The sequence below is a fragment of the Stenotrophomonas sp. 2619 genome (assembly GCF_040548725.1).
Lineage (GTDB): Bacteria > Pseudomonadota > Gammaproteobacteria > Xanthomonadales > Xanthomonadaceae > Stenotrophomonas > Stenotrophomonas maltophilia_AP.
Genome location: NZ_JBEPSF010000002.1, coordinates 345,119 through 367,942, shown reverse-complemented (window position 1 = coordinate 367,942; position 22,824 = coordinate 345,119). Strand labels below are relative to the sequence as shown.

Annotated in this window: 23 protein-coding genes; 3 read left to right on the top strand and 20 right to left on the bottom strand. The window is 68.7% G+C overall.

Translation table 11 applies throughout. The features are described from left to right. Positions 1 to 28: 28 nt before the first annotated feature. A complete protein-coding gene (locus ABIA71_RS04290) occupies positions 29 to 985 on the top strand; it encodes a cation diffusion facilitator family transporter (RefSeq protein WP_354283399.1) in 957 nt (318 codons plus the stop codon). 18 nt (positions 986 to 1,003) lie between these two features. Here ABIA71_RS04290 and ABIA71_RS04285 read toward each other — a convergent pair whose 3' ends face one another. Continuing rightward, positions 1,004 to 1,342 (bottom strand): MafI2 family immunity protein, encoded by a 339-nt coding sequence (locus tag ABIA71_RS04285; RefSeq protein WP_128096130.1) that lies wholly within the window; start codon positions 1,340 to 1,342, stop codon positions 1,004 to 1,006. Positions 1,343 to 1,347: 5 nt separating this feature from the next. After that, positions 1,348 to 2,187 (bottom strand): AraC family transcriptional regulator, encoded by an 840-nt coding sequence (locus ABIA71_RS04280; RefSeq protein WP_354283397.1) that lies wholly within the window; start codon positions 2,185 to 2,187, stop codon positions 1,348 to 1,350. Positions 2,188 to 2,297: 110 nt separating this feature from the next. On the opposite strand from ABIA71_RS04280, the gene ABIA71_RS04275 reads away from it, so the two are divergent. Continuing rightward, positions 2,298 to 2,723 (top strand): organic hydroperoxide resistance protein, encoded by a 426-nt coding sequence (locus ABIA71_RS04275; RefSeq protein WP_128096132.1) that lies wholly within the window; start codon positions 2,298 to 2,300, stop codon positions 2,721 to 2,723. Between the two features lie 221 nt (positions 2,724 to 2,944). Here the strand turns inward: ABIA71_RS04275 and mmsB are convergent, their stop codons facing one another. From mmsB to ABIA71_RS04250, 5 genes are read right to left on the bottom strand one after another with little or no spacing between them, the layout of a single operon-like run. Beyond that, positions 2,945 to 3,835 (bottom strand): 3-hydroxyisobutyrate dehydrogenase, encoded by an 891-nt coding sequence (gene mmsB / locus ABIA71_RS04270; RefSeq protein WP_038691101.1) that lies wholly within the window; start codon positions 3,833 to 3,835, stop codon positions 2,945 to 2,947. Beyond that, the gene (locus tag ABIA71_RS04265) at positions 3,832 to 5,007 is read right to left on the bottom strand and encodes an enoyl-CoA hydratase/isomerase family protein (protein WP_354283395.1); all 1,176 of its coding nucleotides are present in this window, start codon (positions 5,005 to 5,007) and stop codon (positions 3,832 to 3,834) included. The genes mmsB and ABIA71_RS04265 overlap by 4 nt, the downstream gene beginning before the upstream one ends. Further along, positions 5,004 to 5,801: an enoyl-CoA hydratase gene (locus tag ABIA71_RS04260; RefSeq protein WP_354283393.1), complete on the bottom strand. Its 798-nt coding sequence runs from the start codon at positions 5,799 to 5,801 to the stop codon at positions 5,004 to 5,006. The genes ABIA71_RS04265 and ABIA71_RS04260 overlap by 4 nt, the downstream gene beginning before the upstream one ends. Beyond that, positions 5,798 to 6,952 carry an acyl-CoA dehydrogenase family protein gene (locus ABIA71_RS04255; protein WP_502960906.1) on the bottom strand — a complete coding sequence of 385 codons (1,155 nt, stop codon included), beginning with the start codon at positions 6,950 to 6,952 and terminating at the stop codon, positions 5,798 to 5,800. Before ABIA71_RS04255 ends, ABIA71_RS04260 begins: the two co-directional genes overlap by 4 nt. A gap of 31 nt (positions 6,953 to 6,983) precedes the next feature. Beyond that, entirely contained in the window at positions 6,984 to 8,489 is a 1,506-nt protein-coding gene (locus tag ABIA71_RS04250; protein ID WP_354283389.1) for a CoA-acylating methylmalonate-semialdehyde dehydrogenase, read from the bottom strand. Positions 8,490 to 8,600: 111 nt separating this feature from the next. Between ABIA71_RS04250 and ABIA71_RS04245 the strand changes: the two genes are divergently transcribed. Continuing rightward, positions 8,601 to 9,971, top strand: a complete 1,371-nt coding sequence (locus ABIA71_RS04245) for a helix-turn-helix domain-containing protein (RefSeq protein ID WP_354283388.1) — start codon at positions 8,601 to 8,603, stop codon at positions 9,969 to 9,971. 99 nt (positions 9,972 to 10,070) lie between these two features. Here ABIA71_RS04245 and ABIA71_RS04240 read toward each other — a convergent pair whose 3' ends face one another. The 13 genes from ABIA71_RS04240 to ABIA71_RS04180 all read right to left on the bottom strand — a co-directional run bounded on the left by ABIA71_RS04240 (position 10,071) and on the right by ABIA71_RS04180 (position 22,700). Then, the gene (locus ABIA71_RS04240; protein WP_128095772.1) at positions 10,071 to 10,508 is read right to left on the bottom strand and encodes a YfbO family protein; all 438 of its coding nucleotides are present in this window, start codon (positions 10,506 to 10,508) and stop codon (positions 10,071 to 10,073) included. Between the two features lie 222 nt (positions 10,509 to 10,730). Next, complete coding sequence (locus ABIA71_RS04235; RefSeq protein WP_354283385.1) at positions 10,731 to 12,626, bottom strand: patatin-like phospholipase family protein; 1,896 nt, start codon at positions 12,624 to 12,626, stop codon at positions 10,731 to 10,733. A 148-nt stretch (positions 12,627 to 12,774) separates the two neighbouring features. Beyond that, complete coding sequence (locus tag ABIA71_RS04230; protein WP_354283383.1) at positions 12,775 to 13,311, bottom strand: lipocalin family protein; 537 nt, start codon at positions 13,309 to 13,311, stop codon at positions 12,775 to 12,777. A gap of 24 nt (positions 13,312 to 13,335) precedes the next feature. After that, the gene (locus tag ABIA71_RS04225) at positions 13,336 to 14,409 is read right to left on the bottom strand and encodes a cyclopropane-fatty-acyl-phospholipid synthase family protein (protein WP_354283381.1); all 1,074 of its coding nucleotides are present in this window, start codon (positions 14,407 to 14,409) and stop codon (positions 13,336 to 13,338) included. Then, positions 14,406 to 15,203, bottom strand: a complete 798-nt coding sequence (locus tag ABIA71_RS04220) for a DUF1295 domain-containing protein (RefSeq protein WP_354283379.1) — start codon at positions 15,201 to 15,203, stop codon at positions 14,406 to 14,408. The genes ABIA71_RS04225 and ABIA71_RS04220 overlap by 4 nt, the downstream gene beginning before the upstream one ends. Continuing rightward, positions 15,200 to 15,751, bottom strand: coding sequence for a DUF2878 domain-containing protein (locus tag ABIA71_RS04215; RefSeq protein ID WP_354283377.1), 552 nt, complete (start codon positions 15,749 to 15,751; stop codon positions 15,200 to 15,202). The genes ABIA71_RS04220 and ABIA71_RS04215 overlap by 4 nt, the downstream gene beginning before the upstream one ends. A 1-nt stretch (position 15,752) precedes the next feature. After that, positions 15,753 to 17,009, bottom strand: coding sequence for a class I SAM-dependent methyltransferase (locus ABIA71_RS04210; protein WP_354283375.1), 1,257 nt, complete (start codon positions 17,007 to 17,009; stop codon positions 15,753 to 15,755). Then, entirely contained in the window at positions 17,006 to 17,773 is a 768-nt protein-coding gene (locus ABIA71_RS04205) for a DUF1365 domain-containing protein (RefSeq protein ID WP_354283373.1), read from the bottom strand. Before ABIA71_RS04205 ends, ABIA71_RS04210 begins: the two co-directional genes overlap by 4 nt. Next, positions 17,770 to 19,050: an NAD(P)/FAD-dependent oxidoreductase gene (locus ABIA71_RS04200; RefSeq protein ID WP_354283371.1), complete on the bottom strand. Its 1,281-nt coding sequence runs from the start codon at positions 19,048 to 19,050 to the stop codon at positions 17,770 to 17,772. The genes ABIA71_RS04205 and ABIA71_RS04200 overlap by 4 nt, the downstream gene beginning before the upstream one ends. Before the next feature lies 1 nt (position 19,051). Beyond that, positions 19,052 to 20,011 carry an acyl-CoA desaturase gene (locus ABIA71_RS04195; RefSeq protein WP_354283369.1) on the bottom strand — a complete coding sequence of 320 codons (960 nt, stop codon included), beginning with the start codon at positions 20,009 to 20,011 and terminating at the stop codon, positions 19,052 to 19,054. A gap of 490 nt (positions 20,012 to 20,501) precedes the next feature. After that, entirely contained in the window at positions 20,502 to 21,287 is a 786-nt protein-coding gene (locus ABIA71_RS04190) for an anti-sigma factor (protein WP_354283367.1), read from the bottom strand. Continuing rightward, positions 21,284 to 21,853, bottom strand: coding sequence for a sigma-70 family RNA polymerase sigma factor (locus tag ABIA71_RS04185; RefSeq protein WP_128095515.1), 570 nt, complete (start codon positions 21,851 to 21,853; stop codon positions 21,284 to 21,286). Before ABIA71_RS04185 ends, ABIA71_RS04190 begins: the two co-directional genes overlap by 4 nt. Positions 21,854 to 21,923: 70 nt before the next feature. Further along, a complete protein-coding gene (locus ABIA71_RS04180) occupies positions 21,924 to 22,700 on the bottom strand; it encodes a hypothetical protein (RefSeq protein ID WP_354283365.1) in 777 nt (258 codons plus the stop codon). Positions 22,701 to 22,824 lie beyond the last annotated feature (124 nt).

Below are 22,824 nucleotides of genomic sequence, written 5' to 3'. Positions count from 1 at the left end.
TGCACGCTCCTGCACTGCCAGATGCCCGATGACCCTGCCCCGCCCCCGAGCCTTCGACCCCACCACCGAGCAAGGCGTGCTGCGCCTGTCCATCGCCGCCTCGCTGGCGATGGCGGCCGTCGCTGTGGTGTTCGGCTTCCTGGCCAACTCCTCGCTGATCATCTTCGACGGCATCTACGGGTTGATTGACGTGGTGATGACCTGGCTGTCGCTGCTGGTGGTGCGGCTGATCAGCCTGTCGACCAACGTGGACACCCTGCAGTCGCGCTTGAACCAGCGCTTCACCATGGGCTTCTGGCACCTGGAACCGATCGTGCTGGGGGTGAGCGGCACGCTGATGATCGGCGCGGCGTTGTACGCGGCGGTCAATGCGGTGGATGCGCTGATGTCGGGCGGGCGCGAGATCGCGTTGGGGCCGGCGATCCTGTTCGCGGTGCTGTCGATCATTGCCGAGATCGGGCTTGCGGTGTTCATCCGGCGCGTCAACCGCAGCATCGGCTCGGAGTTCATCGCGCTGGACGGCAAGAACTGGGTGGTTTCGGCCAGCATGTCGGCGGCCTACCTGGTCGCCTTCATCGGCGGCTGGCTGCTGGGCGGCACGCACTGGGCCTGGCTGGTGCCCTACATCGATCCGGCCATCCTGCTGGTGGTGTGCCTGTTCGTGATGGTGGCGCCGCTGGGTACGGTGCGCCAGGCGCTGTCGGACATCCTGCTGATCACGCCGGTGGACCTGCAGGCGCACGTGGACGCGGTGGCGCGCGACATCGTGGCCCGGCACGGTTTCCTGGAGTACCGCAGCTACGTGGCCAAGGTCGGGCGTGGCGAGCAGATCGAGTTGTTCTTCGTGGTGCGCGCCGACGATCCGCCGCGTGCGCTGGTGGAGTGGGACCGGCTGCGCGATGAGATCGGCGAGGCGCTGGGCGAGGAATCCACCGACCGGTGGCTGACGATCATGTTCACCACCGATCGGGAGTGGGCGATCTAGGGCGAGTAGCGCCCGCCGTCAGGCTTTTCGCTTGCGCAGGAAGATCAGGAAGCCGTCGCCGGACACCGCCGCCTGTGCCGATGCCACGATCCGGTGGGTGATGACCATGTCGGCAGGAAAATCGGCCATGACTTCGGTCTCAATGCACGAGATATCCTCGCGCCAGTCCTCAACCGACGGCGCATCGACGAAGAACACCAGTTCGAACGCCGTAACACCGTCAGGCTGGCAAGCCACGCCGACCAGCGCGGGGAACACCTCGCCCAGCAGAGCACGGTTGACGCTGAGGATGATCTGCGCGCGTAGGCTGCTGTACATCGCGTCCCTGCCTTGTCGATTGGATGGCTGCACGGTCATGTTACTCACGCAATGCGGGCAGTCGCCGCGGCCTGCTTCCACTGCCGCGGCGACTGCCCGGTCTGCGCCTTGAAGGCGCGCGACAGCGCCGCTTCGCTGCCATACCCCACATCGATGGCAATGCGCTTGAGCGGCTGCCCCTTGCGCAATGCCTGCTGCACCAGCCGCGTGCGCCAGCCCTGCAGGTAATGGCCGGGGGTGCTGCCGATGGTATCGCGGAAGCTGTCGGCGAATGCGCTGCGGGACATGCCGGCACGCTGCGCGAGCGATTCCAGCGTCCATTCGTCGGCCGGTGCCTCGTGCATGGCCACCAGCGCGTGGCGCAGGCGCGGATGGGCCATGCCGGCGAGCAGGCCCACGCGCAGCTGGCCGCTTTCCATCAGTGCGCGCAGGATCTGGATCAACACCACTTCAAACAGGCGGTCGAGCAGCGCCTGGCGCCCGCAGCGCTGGGCGAAGGCTTCTTCGAACAACAGCGACAGGATGGGTTGCCCGCCGTAGAGCTGGTCCAACGGCAGGCAGATGACCGGTGGCAGCGCGCTGGCCACCGGGTTGTTGCCGGCGCCCTCGAACTGCAGGTGGGCGCAGGCGAAGTCGGCGCCGCGCCCGGCATCGGTAACGAAGCGATGCGCCAGCGGGCGCGGGTACAGCAGCACGCTGGGCTGGTCGATCTGCAGCACGCTGCCGTCGGCGTGCTCGACGCGGACCTGGCCCTCGCGGATGAGATGCAACTGGCCGCGTTCGCCCTCGGCGGGCAGGTCGTTGATGCCGCACAACGGACCGGCGTGGAAGACCTCGGCGGTGACCGCAAAGCGGCTGAGCAGGGATTGCAGGCGATCGACCATTTTGGACTCCTGGTCAAGTTTGACGGACGAAATGTAACCCAACGTACTCCGAGACCGGTCAAAGTACACCTGCCATCTGGCCCACCCCTTTCACGCCACAGGAAATTCCCATGTCCATCGAAAAGGTTCTGTACACCGCCACCGCCACTGCCACCGGCGGCCGCGAAGGCCACGCCACCTCGTCCGACAACGTGCTGGACGTGCAGCTGTCCACCCCGCGTGAGCTGGGCGGCGCGGGCGGCCCGGGCACCAATCCGGAACAGCTGTTCGCCGCCGGCTACTCGGCCTGCTTCCTGGGCGCACTGAAGTTCGTGGCCGGCCAGGCCAAGGTTGCGCTGCCGGCCGAGACGGCAATCACCGGCAAGGTGGGCATCGGCCAGATCCCGACCGGCTTCGGCATCGAAGTGGCGCTGGAGATCAGCGTGCCGGGCCTGCCGCGCGAGCAGGTGGAAGAGCTGGTGCAGAAGGCGCACATCGTGTGCCCGTATTCCAACGCGACCCGCGGCAACATCGACGTGACGCTGACCGTTGCCTGACGCCCCAGGTGCCGCGCCGGTGCACGGTCGGCACCGACCGCACGGATAAAAAAATGGGCGGCTGCCTGGCTCGATAGCCTGGCAACCGCCCATCCCACCGCGGTGGCTCCCGTGGGTGCGCCCACGGGATGCGTCTGGTATGGCGGCAACGACCCACGGTCGTTGCCTACCCGTTCGTGTTCGGGGTCATGATGTTGCCGGCCAGCGACCGGCACCACCCGTTATTTTTCGTTTGCGATCAGCTGCACGACGCTGGAGAAATCCAGTTTGCCGCGGCCGGCCTGGTGGTTCATCGAGTACAGGTTGCGGGCCAGTTCGCCGAGCGGGATCGACGCGCCGACGCTCATCGCCGCTTCCACCGCCAGACCCATGTCCTTGAGCATCAGGTCGCTGCCGAAACCGCCGCTGTAGCCGCGCGAGGCCGGCGCATTGTCCAGCACGCCCGGCCACGGGTTGCATACTTCGGTGGCCCAGCTGCGGCCGGTGCTGACCGCCATCATCTGCGACAGCACCTTCGGGTCCAGTCCGTGCGCGACACCAAGGGCGATCGATTCGCCGGTGACGGCCATGATCACGCCCAGCGCCATGTTGTTGCACAGCTTGGCCACCTGGCCGGCACCGCTGGCGCCCACGTGGAAGATGTTCTTGCCCATCGCCTGCAGGATCGGGCGCGCACGTTCAAGCGCCTCTTCCTCGCCACCGACGATGAAGGTCAGGGTGCCAGCCTGTGCACCGGCAGTGCCACCGGAGACCGGCGCGTCGAGCATCTGCAGGCCACGCGCCGCAGCCGCTTCGGCCACTTTGCGCGCGGTGGCCGGTGCGATGGTGCTGCAATCGATGACCAGCGCGCCGCCGGGAATGTCGCCAAGCAGGCCGTCATCGCCCAGGTACACGCCTTCGACGTGGCGGCTGGCCGGCAGCATCGAGATCACGATCTCCGCATCGGTCAGGGTGTCCAGCGCCGAATGCGCGGCGGTGGCACCGGCATCGACGGCGGCCTGCACGGCGGCAGGCACCAGGTCGAACACGCGCACGGCGTGGCCGGCCTTGGCCAGGTTGGCGGCCATCGGGCCCCCCATGTTGCCCAACCCGATGAATGCAATACGGCTCATGCGTGGCTCCTTTCAGGGACAGAGGTGCCAAGGTCGGCCAGCGGATGCGCGGCATCCGACCACGGCGAAACGAAGAAGGTATGGGCCCATTCGGCAGTGGCGTCGGCCAACGTACGCGGCTGCCACTGCGGCGTGCGGTCCTTGTCGATCAGCAGCGCGCGGATGCCCTCGGCGAAATCGCCGTGGGCGGCCGCGTGCAGCGCGGCGATGTATTCGATGCGGTAGACCTCGGCCAGCGTTGCGCCGGCGGCCAGGCGCTGCAGCTCGAACGCCAACCGCGCCGAGCCGGGTGCACCGGCAGCCAGCGTGGCCTGCGCGGCCTGCAGCCACGGGTCATCGGTCTGCAACGCGGTGATGGCCGCCACGATGGCCGGCACGTCGTCGCCGGTGCACAGCGCGTCGATAGCCACCGCATTGCGCAGCAGCGGACCGGTGGCCGCGTCACTGGCGTGCTGCTGCAGCAGCGCGGTCAGCTGCTCATGGTTGCGCCTGGCGTCGTCGCTCCAGTGCACCTCGACGAGCGCGTTGAAGACGGCCCCACGCTGCGCTTCGGCGATGTGGATGTCGGCCAGGCCGGCATAGATCGCGTCGCCCGCATTGAGTGCTGCGCCGGTCAATGCCAGGAACAGGCCACCGTTGCCCGGCACGCGCGGCAGCAGCCAGCTGCCGCCCACATCGGGGAACAGCCCGACAGTGATCTCCGGGAACGCCAGCCTGGAACGCTCGCTGACCACGCGGTGGCTGGCACCGGACATCAGCCCGATGCCGCCGCCCATCACGATGCCATGGCCCCAGCACAGGATCGGCTTGGGATAGGTGTGGATGGCGTAGTCGACGCGGTATTCGACGTCGAAGAATTCGGCGGCGTAGGCGTTGTCGCGGATGTCGGTCTTCTGCGCGTCGCGATAGTCGACCATGCTGCGATACAGGCTGTGCAGGTCACCGCCGGCGCAGAACGCCTTTTCGCCCGCGCCCTGCAGCACCACCAGCGCGATGCCGTCATCGTTGGCCCACGCGTCCAGACGCTCGCGCAGCAGGTGCGCCATCGGCAGCGAGAACCCATTGAGGGTGCGCGCTGCGTTGAGCGTGGCAATGCCGATGCGCGTGCCGTTGGCGGCCGCGCGTTCTTCGAACAGCACCGGTGCCTCGTTGCTGGCGGCCGGCGTGCTCATGCGTTCTTCCACTGCGGGGCGCGCTTTTCCAGGAAGGCGTTGACGCCCTCGGCCTGGTCGGCACGGTCGAACAGGTCCACGAACGCCTCGCGCTCGGCTACCAGGGCCGAGGCGTGGGTACCGCTACGGGTGGCCTGCACCAGGGTCTTGCACGCGGCAATGCTGGACGGGCTCTGCTTGCCGGCCTTGTGCGCCCATTCCAGCGCCAGGGCCTTGGCCTCGCCCTTGCCAACCTTCTCCTCGGCCAGGCCGATGCGCACGGCGGTATCGGCGTCGATGCGTTCGCCCAGCAGGATCATCCGCTTGGCCCAGCCCTCGCCCACCAGGCGCGGCAGGTTCTGGGTGCCACCGGCGCACGGCAGCAGGCCAACGGTGGCCTCCGGCAGCGCCACCTGGGCGTGTTCTTCGATGATGCGCAGGTCGCACGCCAACGCGCACTCCAGGCCACCGCCCATCGCGTAACCGTTGATCGCGGCGATGGACACACCCCGGAAGCCGGACAGCGCTTCGAATGCTTCACCGAACCGGCGCGCCGCTTCGCGGGCCGCGGCCTTGTCGCCGGACGCGAACTGCTTGAGATCCGCGCCAGCGGAGAAGAACTTCTCGCCGCCGCCGGTGATCACCAGCGCGTAGATGCCGTTGTCGGCATTGAGCGCGCCCACCAGGTCACGCAGCGCCGACAGGCTGTGCACGGTCCAGGTGTGGGCCGGCGGGTTGTCCAGCGTGACTACGGCGACATGGCCGTCGGCCTCGACCTTCAGGCCGGTATGATCATGCGTGCGCCAGTCGATCATCGCAGTTCCTCGTCGGTATTGAGCAGGTGGCGGGCCACGATCACACGCATGATCTCGTTGGTGCCCTCCAGGATCTGGTGCACGCGCGAATCGCGCAGCAACCGTTCAATGGGGTATTCACGGATGTAGCCGTAGCCACCGTGGATCTGCAGCGCGTCGTTGCAGATGGCGAAGCCGGCGTCCGTGGCGAAGCGCTTGGCCATCGCGCACCACACCGTGGCATCGCTGGCACCGGCATCCAGCTTGCGCGCGGCACCGTGCACCATCTGCCGGGCGGCGACCAGCTGGGTGGCCATGTCGGCCAGCTTGAACTGCAGCGCCTGGAATTCGGACAGCGCCTTGCCGAACTGGCGGCGCTCGCCCATGTAGCGGCGCGCGGCGTCCAGCGCGCCCTGGGCAGCGCCCAGCGAGCACGCGGCGATGTTGATGCGACCGCCGTCCAGACCCTTCATGGCCAGCTTGAAGCCGCTGCCTTCCTCGCCCAGCAGGTGGCTCACCGGCACGCGCACGTTTTCAAAGGTGATGCCGCGGGTGGGCTGGCTGTTCCAGCCCATCTTCTCTTCCTTGCGGCCATAGCTGATGCCGGGCAGGTCGGCCGGCACCGCGATCGCGCTGATGCCGCCTGCACCGGCGCCGCCGGTGCGCGCCATCACCACCAGCAGTTCGGTGGCACCGGCGCCGGAGATGAAGGCCTTGGCGCCATTGAGCACATAGTGGTCGCCGTCGCGCACCGCGCTGGTCTTCAGCGAGGCCGCGTCCGAACCGGCACCCGGTTCGGTCAGGCAGTACGAGGCCAGCTTGGTGCCCGCCGCCAGGTCTGCGCCCCATGCGGCACGCAGGCTCTCCTGGCCCCACTTGGCCACCATCCACGAGGCCATGTTGTGGATGCTGACATAGGCCGCCGTGGACGGATCCACATTGGCGAGCTCCTCGATGACGACGGCGGCGTCCAGACGGCTCAGGCCGCTGCCACCGACCTCGGGGTCCATGTACAGGCCACAGAACCCGAGTTCCCCTGCCTTGGCGATCGCCTCGCGCGGAAAGATGCCCTCCGCATCCCATCGCGCGGCGTGCGGCGCCAGTTCGGCCTGGGCGAAGTCACGCGCGGCCTCTCTATAGGCCTGCTGCGCTTCGTCGAGTTCCGTCGTCATCGAGTGGCTCATGGTCGAACTCCGTTGGTGCTTACTTCAGGCTGATGGTGGTGTTGACGCCATGACCCAGGGTCTCGTCGTCGAACCAACGCGAGGTGATGGTCTTGGTCTGGGTGTAGAACATCACCACCTGCTTGCCGTACGGTCCCAGGTCGCCGAGCTTGGAGGCGCGCGAACCGGTGAAGGAGAACAGCGGCACCGGCACCGGGATCGGCACGTTGATGCCCACCTGGCCCACGTCGATGTCTTCCTGGAACTTGCGGGCGGCCGCGCCGGACTGGGTGAACAGTGCGGTGCCATTGCCGTTCGGGTTGGCGTTGATGAGTTCGATGGCGTCTTCCAGGGTGTCCGCTTCCAGGATCACCAGCACCGGCCCGAAGATTTCCTCGTCGTAGATGCGCATGCCCGGGGTGACGCCGTCGAAGATGGTCGGGCCCACGAAGTTGCCCTTCTCGAAGCCATCGACCTGCGGGTTGCGGCCATCCAGCACCAGCTTGGCGCCCTGCTCCACGCCCGAGGCGATCAGCGCTTCAACACGCTCGCGCGCGGCGCAGGAGATCACCGGGCCGACATCGGTGCCGGCGACGCTGCCACCGCTGACCTTGAGGGTTTTGGCCTTGGCCACCAGGTCCGGCACCCACGCACGCGCTTCACCCACCAGCACCAGCGTGGAGGCGGCCATGCAGCGTTGGCCGGCCGCGCCGAAGGCGGCACCGACCATGGCGTTGAGGCTCTGTTCCTTGTTCGCGTCGGGCAGCACCACGGCGTGGTTCTTGGCGCCCATCATGCACTGCACGCGCTTGCCGGCCAGCGAGGCGCGGTTGTACACGTGGGTGCCGACGCGGGTGGAGCCGACGAACGACACGGCCTTGATATCGGGGTGGTCGCAGATTGCGTTGACCACGTCTTCGCCGCCGTGCACGACGTTGAGCACGCCCTTGGGAATGCCGGCTTCCAGCGCCAGTTCGACCAGGCGCATGGTGACCATCGGGTCCTGCTCGGACGGCTTGAGGATGAAGGTGTTGCCGGTGGCGATGGCCATCGGGAACATCCACAGCGGAATCATCGCCGGGAAGTTGAACGGGGTGATGCCCGCGCACACGCCCAGCGGCTGCAGCAGGGTGTAGGTGTCCACGCCGTTGGCCACGTTGTTGGCCAGCTCGCCCAACTGCAGGTTGCCGATGGCGGCCGCGTGCTCGACCACTTCCAGGCCGCGGAACACATCGCCTTCGGCGTCGGGCACGGTCTTGCCCTGCTCGGCCGACAGAATGTGGGCCAGCTCGCTCATGTGCTCGCGGATCAGCTGCTGGTACTTCAGGAAGATCCGGGCGCGGGTGCCGATCGGGGTCTTGCGCCAGGTCTTGAAGGCTTCCTTGGCCGCGGCGACGGCGGCGTCCACTTCGCTCAGGGTGGCGAACGGCACCTGGGCCAGGACGTCCTGGGTGGCCGGATTGACCACGTTCTGCCAGTGCGAGCTGGCCGATTCGATGAACTGGCCATCGATCAACATGCGGATACGGGGCGCTGCAACAGTCATGGACAATCCCGGAGGGTCGAAAGTTGTTGGCATTATTCACAGGGCCACCCTCGATTTCCGGGCTGTATACGCTTAATCTGGCCAATGCCCGCTACGATTCTTGCGAATTCTGTGAATAGCCAGCCCATCCATCGCCAGATCGGCCTGCGCCTGCTGAAGCTGCGGGAGCAGCGCGGCTACAGCCAGATCGCGCTGGCGCGGGCGCTCGGGCTGTCGGCCAGCTACCTGAATCAGATCGAGCGCAACAAGCGCCCGCTGACGCCGGCGGTGCAGCAGAAGCTGCGCGAGGTGTTGGGCGACGTTTCCGGGCTGTTCGACGTGGATGAGCCCGGCGCGTTGCAGGAAGCGCTGAGCGAGACCCTGCGCGACCTGGGCCTGGACGATGTGAGCAGCACCGAGCTGCGCGCCATGGCCGGCAACCTGCCGCAGGTGACCCAGGCCCTGCTGGACCTGCACCGCCGTCACCTGGCGTTGCGCGAGCACGCGGCCGCGCTGGAGTTCCAGCTGGGCGACGTGCATGCCGGGCAGGCGCTGCCGGCCGGCGACCAGGTGCGCGATTTTTTCAACCGCATGCACAACCACATTCCCGAGCTCGACGATCTGGCCGAGCAGCTGTTCGGCGAGTGGGGACTGGTGGCCGGGCACGTGGCGCCCCGGCTGCGCCAGCTGCTGGCCGACCGCCACGGGGTGCTGGTGGAGGTGGCGCCGCTGCAGGCCGGGCGCGAGAAGCGGGTCTACGACGGTGGCAGCCGCACGCTGTGGCTGCCCGACTATCTGGAGCCGGGCCAACAGGCGTTCCAGATGGCGGCCGAGCTGGCACTGCTGGGCTATGCGGCGCAGATCGACGCGGTGATCGCACGCGCCGGCTTCCGCGAGCCGGAGCAGGTCGCGCAGGCGCGGATCGGCATGTCCAACTACTTCGCCGGCGCGCTGGTGATGCCGTATGCGCAGTTCCTGCGCGCGGCCGAGCACAGCAGCTATGACATCGATGCGCTGGCGCACCGCTTCGGGGTGGGCTTCGAAGCGGTGTGTCATCGGCTGAGTACGCTGGCGCGGCGCAGTGCGCCGGGCCTGCCGTTCTTCTTCATCCGCGTGGACCGGGCCGGCAATGTGTCCAAGCGGCACTCGGCCACTGACTTCCACTTCTCGCAGGTGGGGGGGTCGTGCCCGCTGTGGATCGTGTACGAGGCGTTCAACCAGCCCGGACGCGTGCTGACCCAGACCGCGCGGATGCCCGACGGACGCCGCCATTTCTGGCTGGCGCGGCAGGTGAGCAGCGGCCCGATCGGGCATGGCCAGCCACGCAAGACCTTCGCGGTGGCGCTGGGCTGCGACCTGCAGCATGCCGAACGACTGATCTACTCGCGCGGGCTGGACATCCAGAGCCCCGGCAACTCGGTCTCCATCGGCCCGGGCTGCCGCGTATGCCCGCGCGAAGACTGCATGCAACGCGCGTTCGCGCAGCTGCCAGGCCGCGCGTAGCGTCGACCGTTGGTCGACTTGCCTCCGAGGCTCGGAATGTTGGCTCCGATGTGGAAAGCAGCCGACCAACGGTCGGCTCTACCGGGTGGGGTTTCCGCGCTAATCCCAGAATACCGAGAACACCTGAAAACCCTCGGTCGGTACCGGTGCCGCGGCATGCTGGCCATACGGCCAGCCTGCGCTGGCACCGTCCGATTCCAGACCGTCCAGCCAGGACAGCACGGTGGGCTCGTCGGCGGAGGTGAGGATGTGGATGTTCTCTGCTGCCGGCCACTCGGCGTCGTCTTCCAACGCCATGCCCCAGTCCTGGTGCAGGCCGACGTACACGCCCTGTACGTCCGGGCGCGCGGCGATGGCCTGGAAGCGTGCGTACAGCTCACGGATCGGCGGGCGCCCGAACTCCCATTGGTTCGGCGCAATCGACTCTTCCTGGTCGTTGCCAGTGAAATACGCATCCAGCGGGACCACCGGCAGGTGATCGGGGTCGAGCGCGTCGAGCTGTTCGAGTGTCTGCAGCAGTGCCGTGCGTGGGGTCATGCGGTTCCATCCTGGTAAGTGCGGTGCGCCGGAAAGCATAAACCGGTAATGCCGGCCGCTGGCCGGCTCCGCGCGAGGCCTGCAGGTGGCGAGCAGCCGACCAACGGTCGGCTCTACCGGACTGGAAGGGTCATGAGCAGCCGACCAACGGTCGGCTCTACCGGAATGGACGGGTTCATGAGCAGCCGACCAACGGTCGGCTCTACCGGGCATGCACGGGGCTCAGTAAATCGGTGTGACCTTCATCTGCGGCAACGGGCGCGGGGCGCCGTCGGTGAGGTCGGGGCCGAGGTCTTCCCAGGCTTGGCCCTGTTCCACCATCAGCCGCCACAGCTGCCGGGAGGCGCGCCGCTTGTCTTCCGAGCCCAGCCGGTACGACGGCGGCGGCGGGTCGCCAGTGGCCACGCTCTGGTAGGCGTCACGCCAGGCGGCCACGCGCTGCGCCGGATCGTCGGTGCGCGCGATCTCCAGCGTGTAGCGCTGGTAGGCCGAGGCCAGGTTGCGCCAGCGGATCCAGTAATGGTTCTGGAAGGAGAACCCGCAGAAGCGCTCGCCGGCCACGCTGCCCTTGGCGGCGATGCGGCTCAGCACGTCCTGCGGCATGTCCAGGTTCATGCCGCCTTCGTCGCCCTGCAGCGACACGTGCACGATGCGGTCGCGGTAGCCCGGTGCACGCGCCTGCAGCACGTCGCGCCAGTTCTGCATGGTCGATACGATCGAGAACAGGAAGCCGGACATCTCCGCGGCCGCCAGCGGGCGGGCAATGGCCTGGTAGCTGCGCTGCCAGCCTTGGCGGTTCTCGGTGGGCAGGAACACCGCCTGTTCAAGCTGCGCCCGCGCGCCATGCCTGCCGGCGTCCAGCACGCTCACCGCATCGGCATGGCGCGGATACACCAGGTTGATGCCGAACGTGGGCCAGCGCGGCAAGGCTGCGTCGAACAGATGGATGGGGAAGTTGCTGCTGATGCCGCCATCGGAGAACCAGCACACGCGGAAGGCGGTGATCACCGGGCCACAACTCTGGCCGCCACTGGTCAGGCCTTCCATGCTGTCGGCGACGTGGCGGGTGTCGTCCGGCGCGGACGCCTCCGGCTGCGGTTCACAGCGCCGCTCGCGACGCGCCGGCTCGTGCAGCGGCACCGCGCTGATCAGCAGCGGGAAACTCAGGCTCATGCGCGTGGCCACCAGCACCGGCAACTGCTCGCCGTCGATCAGGCGGTAGTACGCGCGGCCATCGACCTGTTCGGGTGCGCCGGCCTGGGCCACCAGCCACTCCACCACGCTGGCCGGGAACAACTGCGCGAATTCTTCGCGCAGGAACCAGAAATGCGCCCCGCTGAACGGCAACGTGCGCGGCTCGGTATGCGACACGCAGGTGGTGATCATCTGCAGGCTGATGGCCTGCGCGTCGGCCGGCTCGCCGGCGTACCGGGGGGCCTGGTGCAGGTCGCCGAAGGTCAGCGGCTGGCCCGGCGGTTTGCCCGACAGCGCCTGCAGGCGGTCATGCAGCCAGTCGGTCAGGGCCGGGGTGGCGGCATCGGCCTGGGTGCTGCCGTTGCACAGCCCGAGCAGGTTGCGCCGCGCCACCCGCGCCACCCGCAGCGCCGACGCCAGCACGCCCGCGCCGTAGGCACACAGCAGTGACGGCAGCAGCGTCGCCCAGACCCCGGCCACGCCGCCGGCCAGCCAGCCGATGCCGAGCAGGCCGATCAACGCGGCCAGCAGCTCCAGCGGCGCGATGGCGAATACGGCGGCCAGCAGGCAGGCGATCTTGCGCGGCAGGCTGGATTTGCCGGTGAGCATCACCAGCAGGCGGTAGGCAGTGCGCGCGCCGTGCGCGGGCTGGAACAGGCCGTAGATGAAGCCTCGCGTGGACAGTTGCACCGACACCGCCGACAGGCCGGGGAACCCCACCTGTGCGTCCACCGCCTCGCCGGCGTGGCGGCGCCGATCTCCGAGCGCCGCCGCTGCGGCCACGGCCGCGGCAATGGCTCCGGCCGAGGTGCCGCCGATGTTTTTGAAGCGGTACTCGCGTGCCAGCGACAGCACCGCGTTGGGATACACGATGCCGCTGGTGATCCCGCCCTTCATGACCAGATCGCAGTACTTGTCCGCCACGCCCGACTCCTCGCGTCCGCCTGCCCATGCGCGGCCAATCCGCGCAGGCCCCGCAGGCATCCCGGCCAAAGGCCGGCACCCAACGGGCTGATAACGACAGTATCGCCCGGGGTCTTCTCACGGCCTGAGAAGCACGGCACGGAACGCCTTACTCGGGTTTGGCACCCGACTGCGGCACGCGACGCACCTGCGACAGGTCGTAGCCCAGCGCGGCCAGCCGGGTCATCGCGGCCTTGTAGTCTGCCTCGGGGATGGTCGGGGTACGCGCCATCAGCCACATGTAGTCGCGCTTGCTGCGCCCGACGATGGTCTGCTGGTACTCCGCATCCAGGTACACGATCACGTACTCGGCCTGGATCGGCCAGATGAACTGCATGCCCCACTCAGCACCGTTGGTGCCGGGCTTCACCGTGCCGATCGGGTGCATGGTCTTCACCGGCGCATCGAAGCTGCCCTTGCGGTAACGGAAGGTGGTCTGGATGCGCCCGTCCGGGCGCATCGCATAGGACTCCACCGCATCGAATGCCTCGCGCTCGGGGCGGCTGGGAATATGCGCGATCACATACCAGTCGCCCATGAAGCGCGGCACATCCACGTGCGCCACGGGCGGAATGGGACGGGTGTTGCCGCCGCAGCCGAGCATCAGGCTGGCCAGCAGCAGTGGAACGAGGGCGCGGTAGGACATGGCAGATTCCTCATGGCAGACGGGTCACGGGCGGTCGAACAGGTAGTGGGCCACCTGCCATTGCTGGCCGTCCTGGTAGCCGAACAGCTCGGCGCAGGCCATCCAGAACATGCGCCAACGCTGCGCCCACAACGCCGCCGAGGGCGCGCCGTAACACTGACGCATGATCTCCAGCACCGCGTCGCGGTGCTGGTCCTGGTTGGCCAGCCAATGGTTGGCGGTGCGTTGGTAATGGGTGCCGTCGAGCAGCCAACGCTGCTGCAGCTGCAGGTGCTGCTGGAAGCACAGCAGCGTATCGGCGGCCGGCATCAGGCCGCCGGTGAAGAAATGCCGGCCCATCCAGTTGTCCTCGCCCTCGGTCTCGAAGGGGTACATGAGCGTGCGGTGCACGAAGATGTGCACGAACAGCTTGCCCTGCGGGCGCAGCCAGCCGTGGATGCGCTGCAGCAGTTGCTGGTAGTTGCGCATGTGCTCGAACATCTCGATGGACACGCAACGGTCAAATGCAGCCGATTCCAGCATCAGGTGGTTGGCATCGCGGGTCAGCACGGTGACGTTGTCCAGCCCGCGCAGGCGGCACTGGGCCTGGATGTGTTCGCGCTGGCTGTTGGAGTTGGACACGGCGGTGATGCGTGCGTTGGGGTAATGCTCGGCCATCCACAGGGTCAACGATCCCCAGCCGCAGCCCAGTTCCAGGATGTCCTGGCCATCGGCCAGCTGGGCGCGCTGGCCGTATAGGGCCAGCATGGCCTCTTCGGCCTGGTCCAGTGTTTCGGTGCCGGTGGGGTAGTAGCAGCTGCTGTATTTCAGGCGCTTGCCCAGACACAGTTCAAAGAAGCCGGCCGGCACTTCGTAGTGCTGGCGGTTGGCCGCATCCACGTGCAGCGCCACGGCGCTGTGCGAGAGCTCGGCGATGCGCGCGGCGAAGCGCTGCGACTGCGACTGCTGGCCACCGGCCAGTTCCTCGCGCAAACGCTGTTCGCATTGACGACGGATGCCCAGGCGCAGCAACGCGTCGGGCAGCAGGCCGCGCTCGGCCAGGCCGGTCAGGCCCGGCGCGCGGTCGGGCGTGGGCAGGTAGTCACTGGCGACATTCACGGGGACGGCTCCTTGCGGGTATTCGGTGAGCGGGAGGGAAACCACGGAAACAGCATCGACGTGGTGCGCTGGTAGTCGCGGTAGTCCTCGCCACGGCTGCGCAGCGCCTGGGCTTCGGTGAAGGGAATGCCACTGACCCAGCGCAGGAACACGTACATCACCACCGGCCCGGACCAGGCCAGCCACCACAGCGGCGAATGCACGGCCAGCAGCACGTAGGTGAACCAGTGCAGCCATTCGAAGAAGTAGTTGGGATGCCGCGAGTAACGCCAGAGCCCGTCACGGCAGGTCTTGCCCTTGTTGCCCGGGTCGGCGCGGAAGCGCGCCAGCTGGCGGTCGGCCAGCGCTTCGCCGCCCACGCTGAGCAGCCAGACCGCGATGGCGGCCAGGATCCAGCGCAGGTCATCGGGTTGGGGGTTGTGCGCCACGGCCACGAACGGCAACGCGAACAACACGATCAGTCCCGCCTGGAACTGGAAGAAGCCGAAGATCTTGCCCTGGTGCCCGTTCCAGTGGGCGCGCAGGTGCTGGTAGCGGCCGTCTTCGGGTTCGCTGCGCACGCGGTGCCACAGATGCAGCGCCAACCGCGATCCCCACACGCCGCCCAGCACCGCCAGCGCGATACGCGGTGCCGGTGCGCCGCTGCCCAGCACGGCCAGCAGCAGGGCCGACGCGCCCACGCCCTTGGCCCACAGCACATCGACCACGCCGATGTTCTGGTGGCGGCGCTGCCACCACCAGCCCCAGCACATGATCAACGCGGCATACAGCCATACCCACCACAGCAGTTTCATGCGTGTTCTCCCGCCGAATCAGAAAGGGGCTGCGACGTGCGCTGCCAGTGCCGCGCGCACGCGGCCAGCACCGGCAGCGCCAGTGACCAGCCGAGGCCCAGCAGCAACACGCCCTGCCAGCGCGGCGCAGCGAAACTCACCGCCGACCAGCCACGTGCCGCCGACAGATAGGCCAGCGGCGCCAGCAGCAGCCCGACCAACGCGGCGATGCGCAGGTGCTTCTGCAGCACCGCAAACGAGACCGGCAGGGTCATGGCGAACGCCGCCCACAAGGCCAGGATCCATACCGGGGCCACCCACGCCGGTCCATTGCCGGCCGCGTAGTGCACCCAGCCCGAGCCACCGGCCACGCCATCCACCAGCAACCCGCACAGCAGCGCCACGCCCAGCAGGCGCAGCTCCACGCCGGGCTGCGGCGACAGCGCCAGCTGGCTGGCCACGTACACACCGGCGGCCAGCAGCGCGGGCCAGCGCAGGCCGTGCTCGGCGCCGACCACCGCGCACAGCCACACCAGCTGGTTGCCGATCACGTTGGCCCAGAAGCGCATCTCAGCCGCCTTCGCCAGGCGCGGCAGGCCGGTAGCCGGGGCGCGCCATCAGCAGGTGCGACACGCCGATGGAACGTTCCAGGAAGCCGCCTTCGCAGTAGGCCAGGTAGAACTCCCACAGACGGATGAAGCGTTCGTCGAAGCCCTGCGCACGCACCGCCGGCAGCTGCGCCAGGAAGCGCTGCCGCCAGGCGCGCAGGGTGAGCGCATAGGACGTGCCGAAATCATGCTGGCCGATCAGCTGCAGGTCGCTGCTGCGGGTCTTGGCCGCCATGATCGCGTTGATCGAGGGAATGAAGCTGCCGGGAAACACGAAGCGCTTGATGTAATCCACGCTGCGCCGCGCCTGTTCGTAGCGCTGGTCTTCGATGGTGATGGCCTGCAGCAGCGCCAGGCCATCGGGCTTGAGCAGGCGGGTGAGCGTGTCGAAGTAGGTGTCCAGGTACTGCGCACCGATGGCCTCGATCATCTCGATGGAGACCAGCTTGTCGTACTGGCCGTCCAGGTCGCGGTAGTCCTTGAGCAGCAGCGTAACCTTGTCCTGCAGGCCGGCTGCTTCCACGCGCGCCTTGGCCAGGGTGTACTGCTCCACCGAGATGGTGGTGGTGGTGACGTGGCAGCCGATCTCGCCGGCCGCGTACACCGCAAATCCCCCCCAGCCGGTGCCGATTTCCATCACGTGGTCGCCCGGTTGCAGCTGCAGCTGCGCGCAGATGCGTGCCAGCTTGCGCCGCGAGGCGTCTTCCAGCGAGTCGGCCGGGCTGGCGTACAGCGCCGAGGAGTACATCAGGTCGGGCGACAGGAACAGCGAGAAGAATGGATTACCCAGGTCGTAATGCGCGGCGATGTTGCGGCGGCTGCCTTCGCGGGTGTTGCGGCGCAGCCGGTTCCAGCCCTTCAGCAGCCAGCCGCCGATGCGCGCCACGCCGCGCTCCATGCCATCGAGCAGGTCGCGGTTGCGTACCAGCAGCTGCACCAGCGCCACCAGGTCGCTGCAGCGCCAGTCGCCGCGGATGTACGACTCGCCCGCGCCCACGCTGCCCTGCGCGGCTACCGCACGGTAGAACGCAGGGTCATCCACCCACACGGTGACGCGCAGGCGGGCCGCCGGATCGCCCAGCAGTACATCGCCGGCGGCATCGCGCAGCTGCAGGCAGCCGCCGCTCAGCGGGGCGAGCTGGGCCAGCAGGCGCTCGCGCAGGAAGCGCTCCAGGGCCGTGGGCATCGGCAGCGCAACCGGGCGGGTCATGTCGTTCATGGGCGTTTTCCTGCAAGCGAAGGGTGGTCGTGGACGGGGGTGCGCTTGAGCCACAGGCGCAGGGCCTGCCAGTGGATGGCGGCCACCACCTGCACGGTCATCAGCGGAAAGCGCAGCAGCACGCCGGCCAGGCTGCGCGCGGTGATCGGGTGGCGGTGCAGCATCAGGTCGGCGTCGAACTGGCGCACGCCAGCGCGCCACACCTGCATGTGCACGTGCAGGTCGTCACCGGGCGCGGTGAAGCGCCAGCGGTAGTGGCAGTCCATGGCCATGAAGGGCGACACATGGAACTGCTTGTCGAATTCCCAGGCCAGCGCGCGGCCGCTGGCATCGGCGGCGGTCACCGGCAGCACGTAGGCGTGCCGCTCTTTCCACGGGGTGTTGGTGATCTCGGCCACGATGCAGTCCAGCGTGTGGCCGTCTTCTGCGTAGCAGTAGTAGAAGCTGACCGGGTTGAATACGTGGCCGGCGTAGCGCAGGTGGGTAAGCAGGCGGATCGGGCCGTGCGGTGCGCGTCCCAGCGCGGCGGTGATGCGCGCGCGTACCGCATCGGCCAGCGGCTGCTGCGGATCACCGAGGTAGTCGCTGCGGCGGAATTCGGCCAGGTTGCGGCGGCCTACCGACCACAGCCAGCGCCGCGCGAACAGCGTGTCGATCTCGTCCAGGTCCAGCAGCAGCTGCGCCACCGGGTAGCCGAACGCATGCGGATGCGGGGCGTGGCGGCGGTGGCGCATGCGGCCACGGTAGAGGGCGCTGGCGCTCATGCCGGTTGCACCTGGGCCAGCGGCCAGTACGACTCGGCGTCCAGCGCCTGCAACGCGTCGACCACGCGCCGTGCACTGCGGATGCCGTCTTCGTGGAAGCCCCAGCCCCAGTACGCGCCAGCAAACCAGGTGCGGCGCTGGCCCTGGATCTCGGCCCAGCGCTGCTGCGCCGCCACCATCGCGTGGTCATGCACCGGGTGCGCGTAGTGCAGCGTGCGCAGCACCTTGGCCGGATCGATGGCCGCGGTGCGGTTCAAGGTGACCACCAGCGGCGTGGGCGTATCGATGCCCTGCAGCTGGTTCATCAGGTAGCTGACCGTGCACGGCGCCAGCGGGCTGGCCGGTACATGTGCGTTCCAGGCGGCCCAGGCCTTGCGGTTGCGTGGCAGCAGGCGCGCGTCGGTATGCAGCACCACCTCGTTGGGCTGGTAGCGGATCGCGCCGAGCACGCTGCGCTCGCTCCGGTCGGCATCGGACAGCAGTGCCAGGGCCTGGTCGCTGTGGCAGGCCAGCACCAGCTGGTCGAAGCCTTCCAGCCCGGCTGCGCTGTGCACGCGTACCCCATGCTCGTGGCGCTCCACGCCGAACACGCGGCAATCCAGCCGTTCGCGAACGTGCCAACGCCGCCGCATCGCGTCGATGTAGCGCGCCGAGCCGCCCTGCACCACCCGCCACGGTGCGCGACCACTCACCTGGAGCATCTGGTGGTTGGCCATGAACTGCACCAGGTAGCGCGCCGGGAAGGCCTCCAGGCTGGCGGTGGGCGAGGACCACAGCGCCGATGCCATGGGCAGCAGGTGCTCGTCGATGAAGGTGCGCCCATAGTGGCCGGCGCGCAGGTAGTCCCCCAGTGAAGGCCCCGCATCGTCGCCGTGCAGCAACGCCGGCGCCTCGCGGTAGAACCGGCGCAGGTCGCCGAGCATGCCCCAGAAGCGCGGTGAGACCAGGTTGCGGCGCTGGCAGAACAGCCCATCCAGCGAGGTGGCGTTGTACTCCAGCCCACTGCGCTCGCTGTGCACCGAGAAGCTCATGGTGGTGGGCTGGGAGGCGACGTTGAGTTCGTCGAACAGCGCGGTGAGCAGCGGGTAGTGCAGCGGGTTGAACACGATGAAGCCGGTGTCCACCGCGTGGCTGGCGCCGTCCACCTGCACCTGGTGGGTGTGGGTGTGGCCGCCCAGGTAGTCGTTGGCCTCGAACAGCGTCACCTCGTGCTGCTGGCCCAGCCACCAGGCGCTGGCCAGGCCGGCGATGCCCGATCCGATCACGGCGATACGCATGTCAGTGCTCCGCCTTGGCCAGCACCCAGGCCGGCACCGGTTTGAGGTCGCGCACCAGGCCCAGCGCCGCCATCAGCCGCAGGCCATACCAGGTCACATCGATCTCCCACCAGTAGAAGCCCTGGCGCGCGGTGCCCGGGAAGAAGTGGTGGTTGTTGTGCCAGCCTTCGCCGAAGGTGAGCAGCGCCAGCCACAGGTTGTTGCGGCTGTCGTCACCGGTGGCGAACCGCTGGCGGCCGAAACGGTGCGCGAGCGAATTGATGGTGACCGTGGCGTGGAACAGCACTACGGTGGAGATGAAGAAGCCCCACACCAGCATCTGCCCGCCGGTGGTGCCCCAGGACGGCGCGAGGTGTTCGAGCAGCGCGCCCAGGCCGAACAGGGCGGCGGCCAGTGCGATCGGCACCAGCGTGTCGAAGCGGTCCAGCCAGCGCAGTTCCGGGTACTTGGCCAGGTCGGGGATGCGGTCCCATCGGGTGCGGAAGCCGTCGGTGGTGAGGAACCAGCCCATGTGGCTCCACCAGAAGCCATGTACGCCGGGCGAGTGCGGATCGGCCGCGGTGTCGGTATGGCGGTGGTGGGTGCGGTGGTGGGCGGCCCACCACAGCGGGCCACGCTGCACGCTGGCCGCGCCGATCACCGCGAACACGAACTGCACCGCGCGCGAGGTGCGGAAGGTGCGGTGCGAGAAGTAGCGGTGGTAGAAGGCGGTGATGGCGAACATCCGCACGGCGTACAACGCCACCGCAACGCCGACCGCCACCCACGACACCCCCACCCAGATCACCGCCAGGCAGGCCAGGTGCATCGCCGCGAACGGGATCGCGCGCAGCCAGTCCACGCGCTGCGCCACGTCCTCGGCCACCGCCGTCTCGGCACTGGTATCGAACCAGCGCCGCACGGTGGCCATCAGGCCACGGCGGGCCGTGCGGGGTGCTGCAGTGGCGGGTCCGGCCGACATGTCGCGTCTCTCCTGGCGTGCTTGTCAGGAGATACGGGAGCCAGGGCCATCCGGATGCACGGATCCGGAAAAAAAGGTTCTTCGCCCATCTGCGGAGCAGGCAGAAACGTGCCTTGACGCTTTTCAGGCGCGGCCGTCGGTGGGTCGGGCGCTGGGCCCCGATGCCCTTTCCGGCGAATGTCCTCCGGCGTCGGCCTGCGGCCGCCCCCTCCCCCTTTACTTCGCCTCCAAGGGCATCGGGGCCCAGCGCCCGACCCACCGACAGCGCCAGAAAAGCCTGGTTTCCCCTTCTACCGCAAGCCGAGCCCCGTGGCAGCCGGTGGGCTCCTGGGCAAAGTAAAGGAGGAGGCCGCCACGCGGCCGGGGGACATTTGCGCCAGGGGCCTACCGGCTGCTACGGGGCCCTCACGCTCGCGACCGCCCCGATCGAGGACGCAGCCGATCCAATCTGCGCCTTCTCTTGGATGGAAGAAGAACAAAAAAAAGCGCGTTACAGGGTGGCGATGTCGCCCTTGGCGATGATCGGGCCGGTCGGGATGCCCTGCGGCGCGCCGCTGGACGGTTCCAGCGTGATGGCCAGCACCGAACCGTTCACCAGCGCATCACGCAGCGCGTCCGGCACGGTCACCGTATGGGCGCGGTTGATGGACACCAGGCCCAGCGAACGCGGCGTGCCGCCGGCCGGGATCAGCCACAGCTCCGGGGCGCGCCCGGCCGCATCGGCGGCGGCCGGCACCGGCACCATCAGCACCTTGCCCTGGGCCTTGTCCACCGAGGCCAACCAGCCTGGGGTGCCGTCGTCGTGCAGCAGCGGGGTGACCGGCTTGGTCGCCTGCTCGGGTTCGGACGGGGTGGGCGGCGGTGTCGGGGTGACCGCCACCGGGGGGGCAACCGGGGCCACCGGTTCCAGCTGGCCGCGGCTGAACACCGCCACCAGTGCCACCACGGCAGCCAAGGCGGTCATGCCCTGCCAGAACCCGGTGCGCTGCCAGGCGCGCGGCGCGCGGGCACCCACCGCCGGCCAGCCCAGCGCGGTACGGATGCGCGGCCACACGTGCGCGGGCACCGCTTCACTGCCCAGCGCGTCGAGCATGGGCGCCAGGCGGTTTTCCCACTGGCTCACCAGCCGGGCAAAGCCGGGGTCGGTGGCGATGCGCTGCTCGGCCTCGCTGCGCTGGGCGGCATCAAGCACGCCCAGCACGTATTCCCCGGCCAGGATGTCGGCGCTGGGCGGTTGCCCGTCGTCATGCAGGTCATGGAGGTCGCGGATGTTCATCGTTCCAGGCACACCCGCAGTTGGCCCAGGCCGCGGCGGATCCAGCTTTTCACCGAGCCCAGGGGCGAGCCGATCCGGCGCGCCAGTTCCTCATAGCTGGCCCCGTCCAGGAACGCCAGCCGGATCAGCGAACGGCGGCGGGGTTCCAGGGTGTCCAGGCAGTCGTCCAGGCGCTGCCGGTCGGAGGCCTGTTCGGCCACCTGGCCCGGTTGCGGGGCGAAATCGGGGATTTCATCGGCCACCGACAGGTCGTCCAGCGGACGCGGCGGCGCGGCGCGCAGGCGGTCGATCGCGCGGTTGCGCGCCATCATCGACAGCCAGGTCATGGCCGCCGCCTTGGCGCGGTCGAACTGCGCCGCCTTGTGCCAGACACTGGTGAAGACATCCTGCAACACCTCTTCGGCGTCGCTGCGGTCGCGCAGCACATGCAGGCAGATCGCAAACAGGCGCCCGGAGGCGAGCTGATACACCGATTCGAACGCCTGGCGATCGCCGCTGGCAACCCGGACCAGCAGGTCGTCGAGGCGCCGTGCGGCACCCGTATCGGCAAGCTCCAGCTCAGGCATCGCAGGCTCAACGTCGGCAGGGAGACAGCCCGCATCGTCGTCGCTGCGCGCGCAGGGCGCAAGGGGGTCCTCATCCGGCGCATGTGGCCACCAGCGGCTGCTGCCGTGCCGCGGACAGCTCGGCGGCGCTCGCCGCCACCGGCGCCGCGGGGAATTCGACGCGTACCTGCGGGTAGCGGCCGTGTGCGTCGCGCACGTTGCCGGTGCCGCTGAACTGCAGCAGGCGCGGGCTGTTGCGCGCATACACCAGGGTCACCGCCGGGACCGCGAAGCCGAACCAGGCATCCAGCCGCATCTGCAGCTGCTCGGCCGGCTGGCCCTGCCAGGTGACAGCGCCGCTGCGCTGCAGTTTCAACGGCACCAGCCGCTGGCGGCTGGGCAGCAGGAACTGGAACGCCACCGGGCGGCCGGCCTGCAGGGTGTCCCAGTGGCCCAGCACGGCGGCATCGAAGCCGGCATCGACCACCGCATCGGGCGGGATCGCGATGGCGCGGCTGACCCGGTCGGCGCGCGCGTCTTCACGCACGTACACGGTCCGCGCCGTGGCGCTGCCCTGCAGGCCTTCCTGGTAGCCGTTGCGGGCATCCTCGAAGGCGAAATCGGGGGTCTGCGGGCTGCCCTGCGGGGTCATCCACTTGCGCGCGAACGCGCGACCGTCGGCGCAGCGGTACAGCACCAGCCGGGAGCGCGCCGTGGGCGGCCCCTGCAGCCAGTGGGTTTCGCGGTACAGCAGGCGGCCATCGGCCGGCGCATAGGCCCGCCCTTCCTGGCGCAGCACCTGCTGGGCCGCCGCCGGCAATACCGGGCACAGCAGCAGCACCAAGGACGGTAAGAGGGATCGGCGCATGCCCGGCTCCACGTGGGGGTCACCAGCAGGTACGCAGCCAGCGCCGCGGCGGATGCACTGCGGGCGGCGGGTAAACTGGGCGGCTTGTCACCGCCGCCCCTGAGCAACCCGATGCTGACGCCTA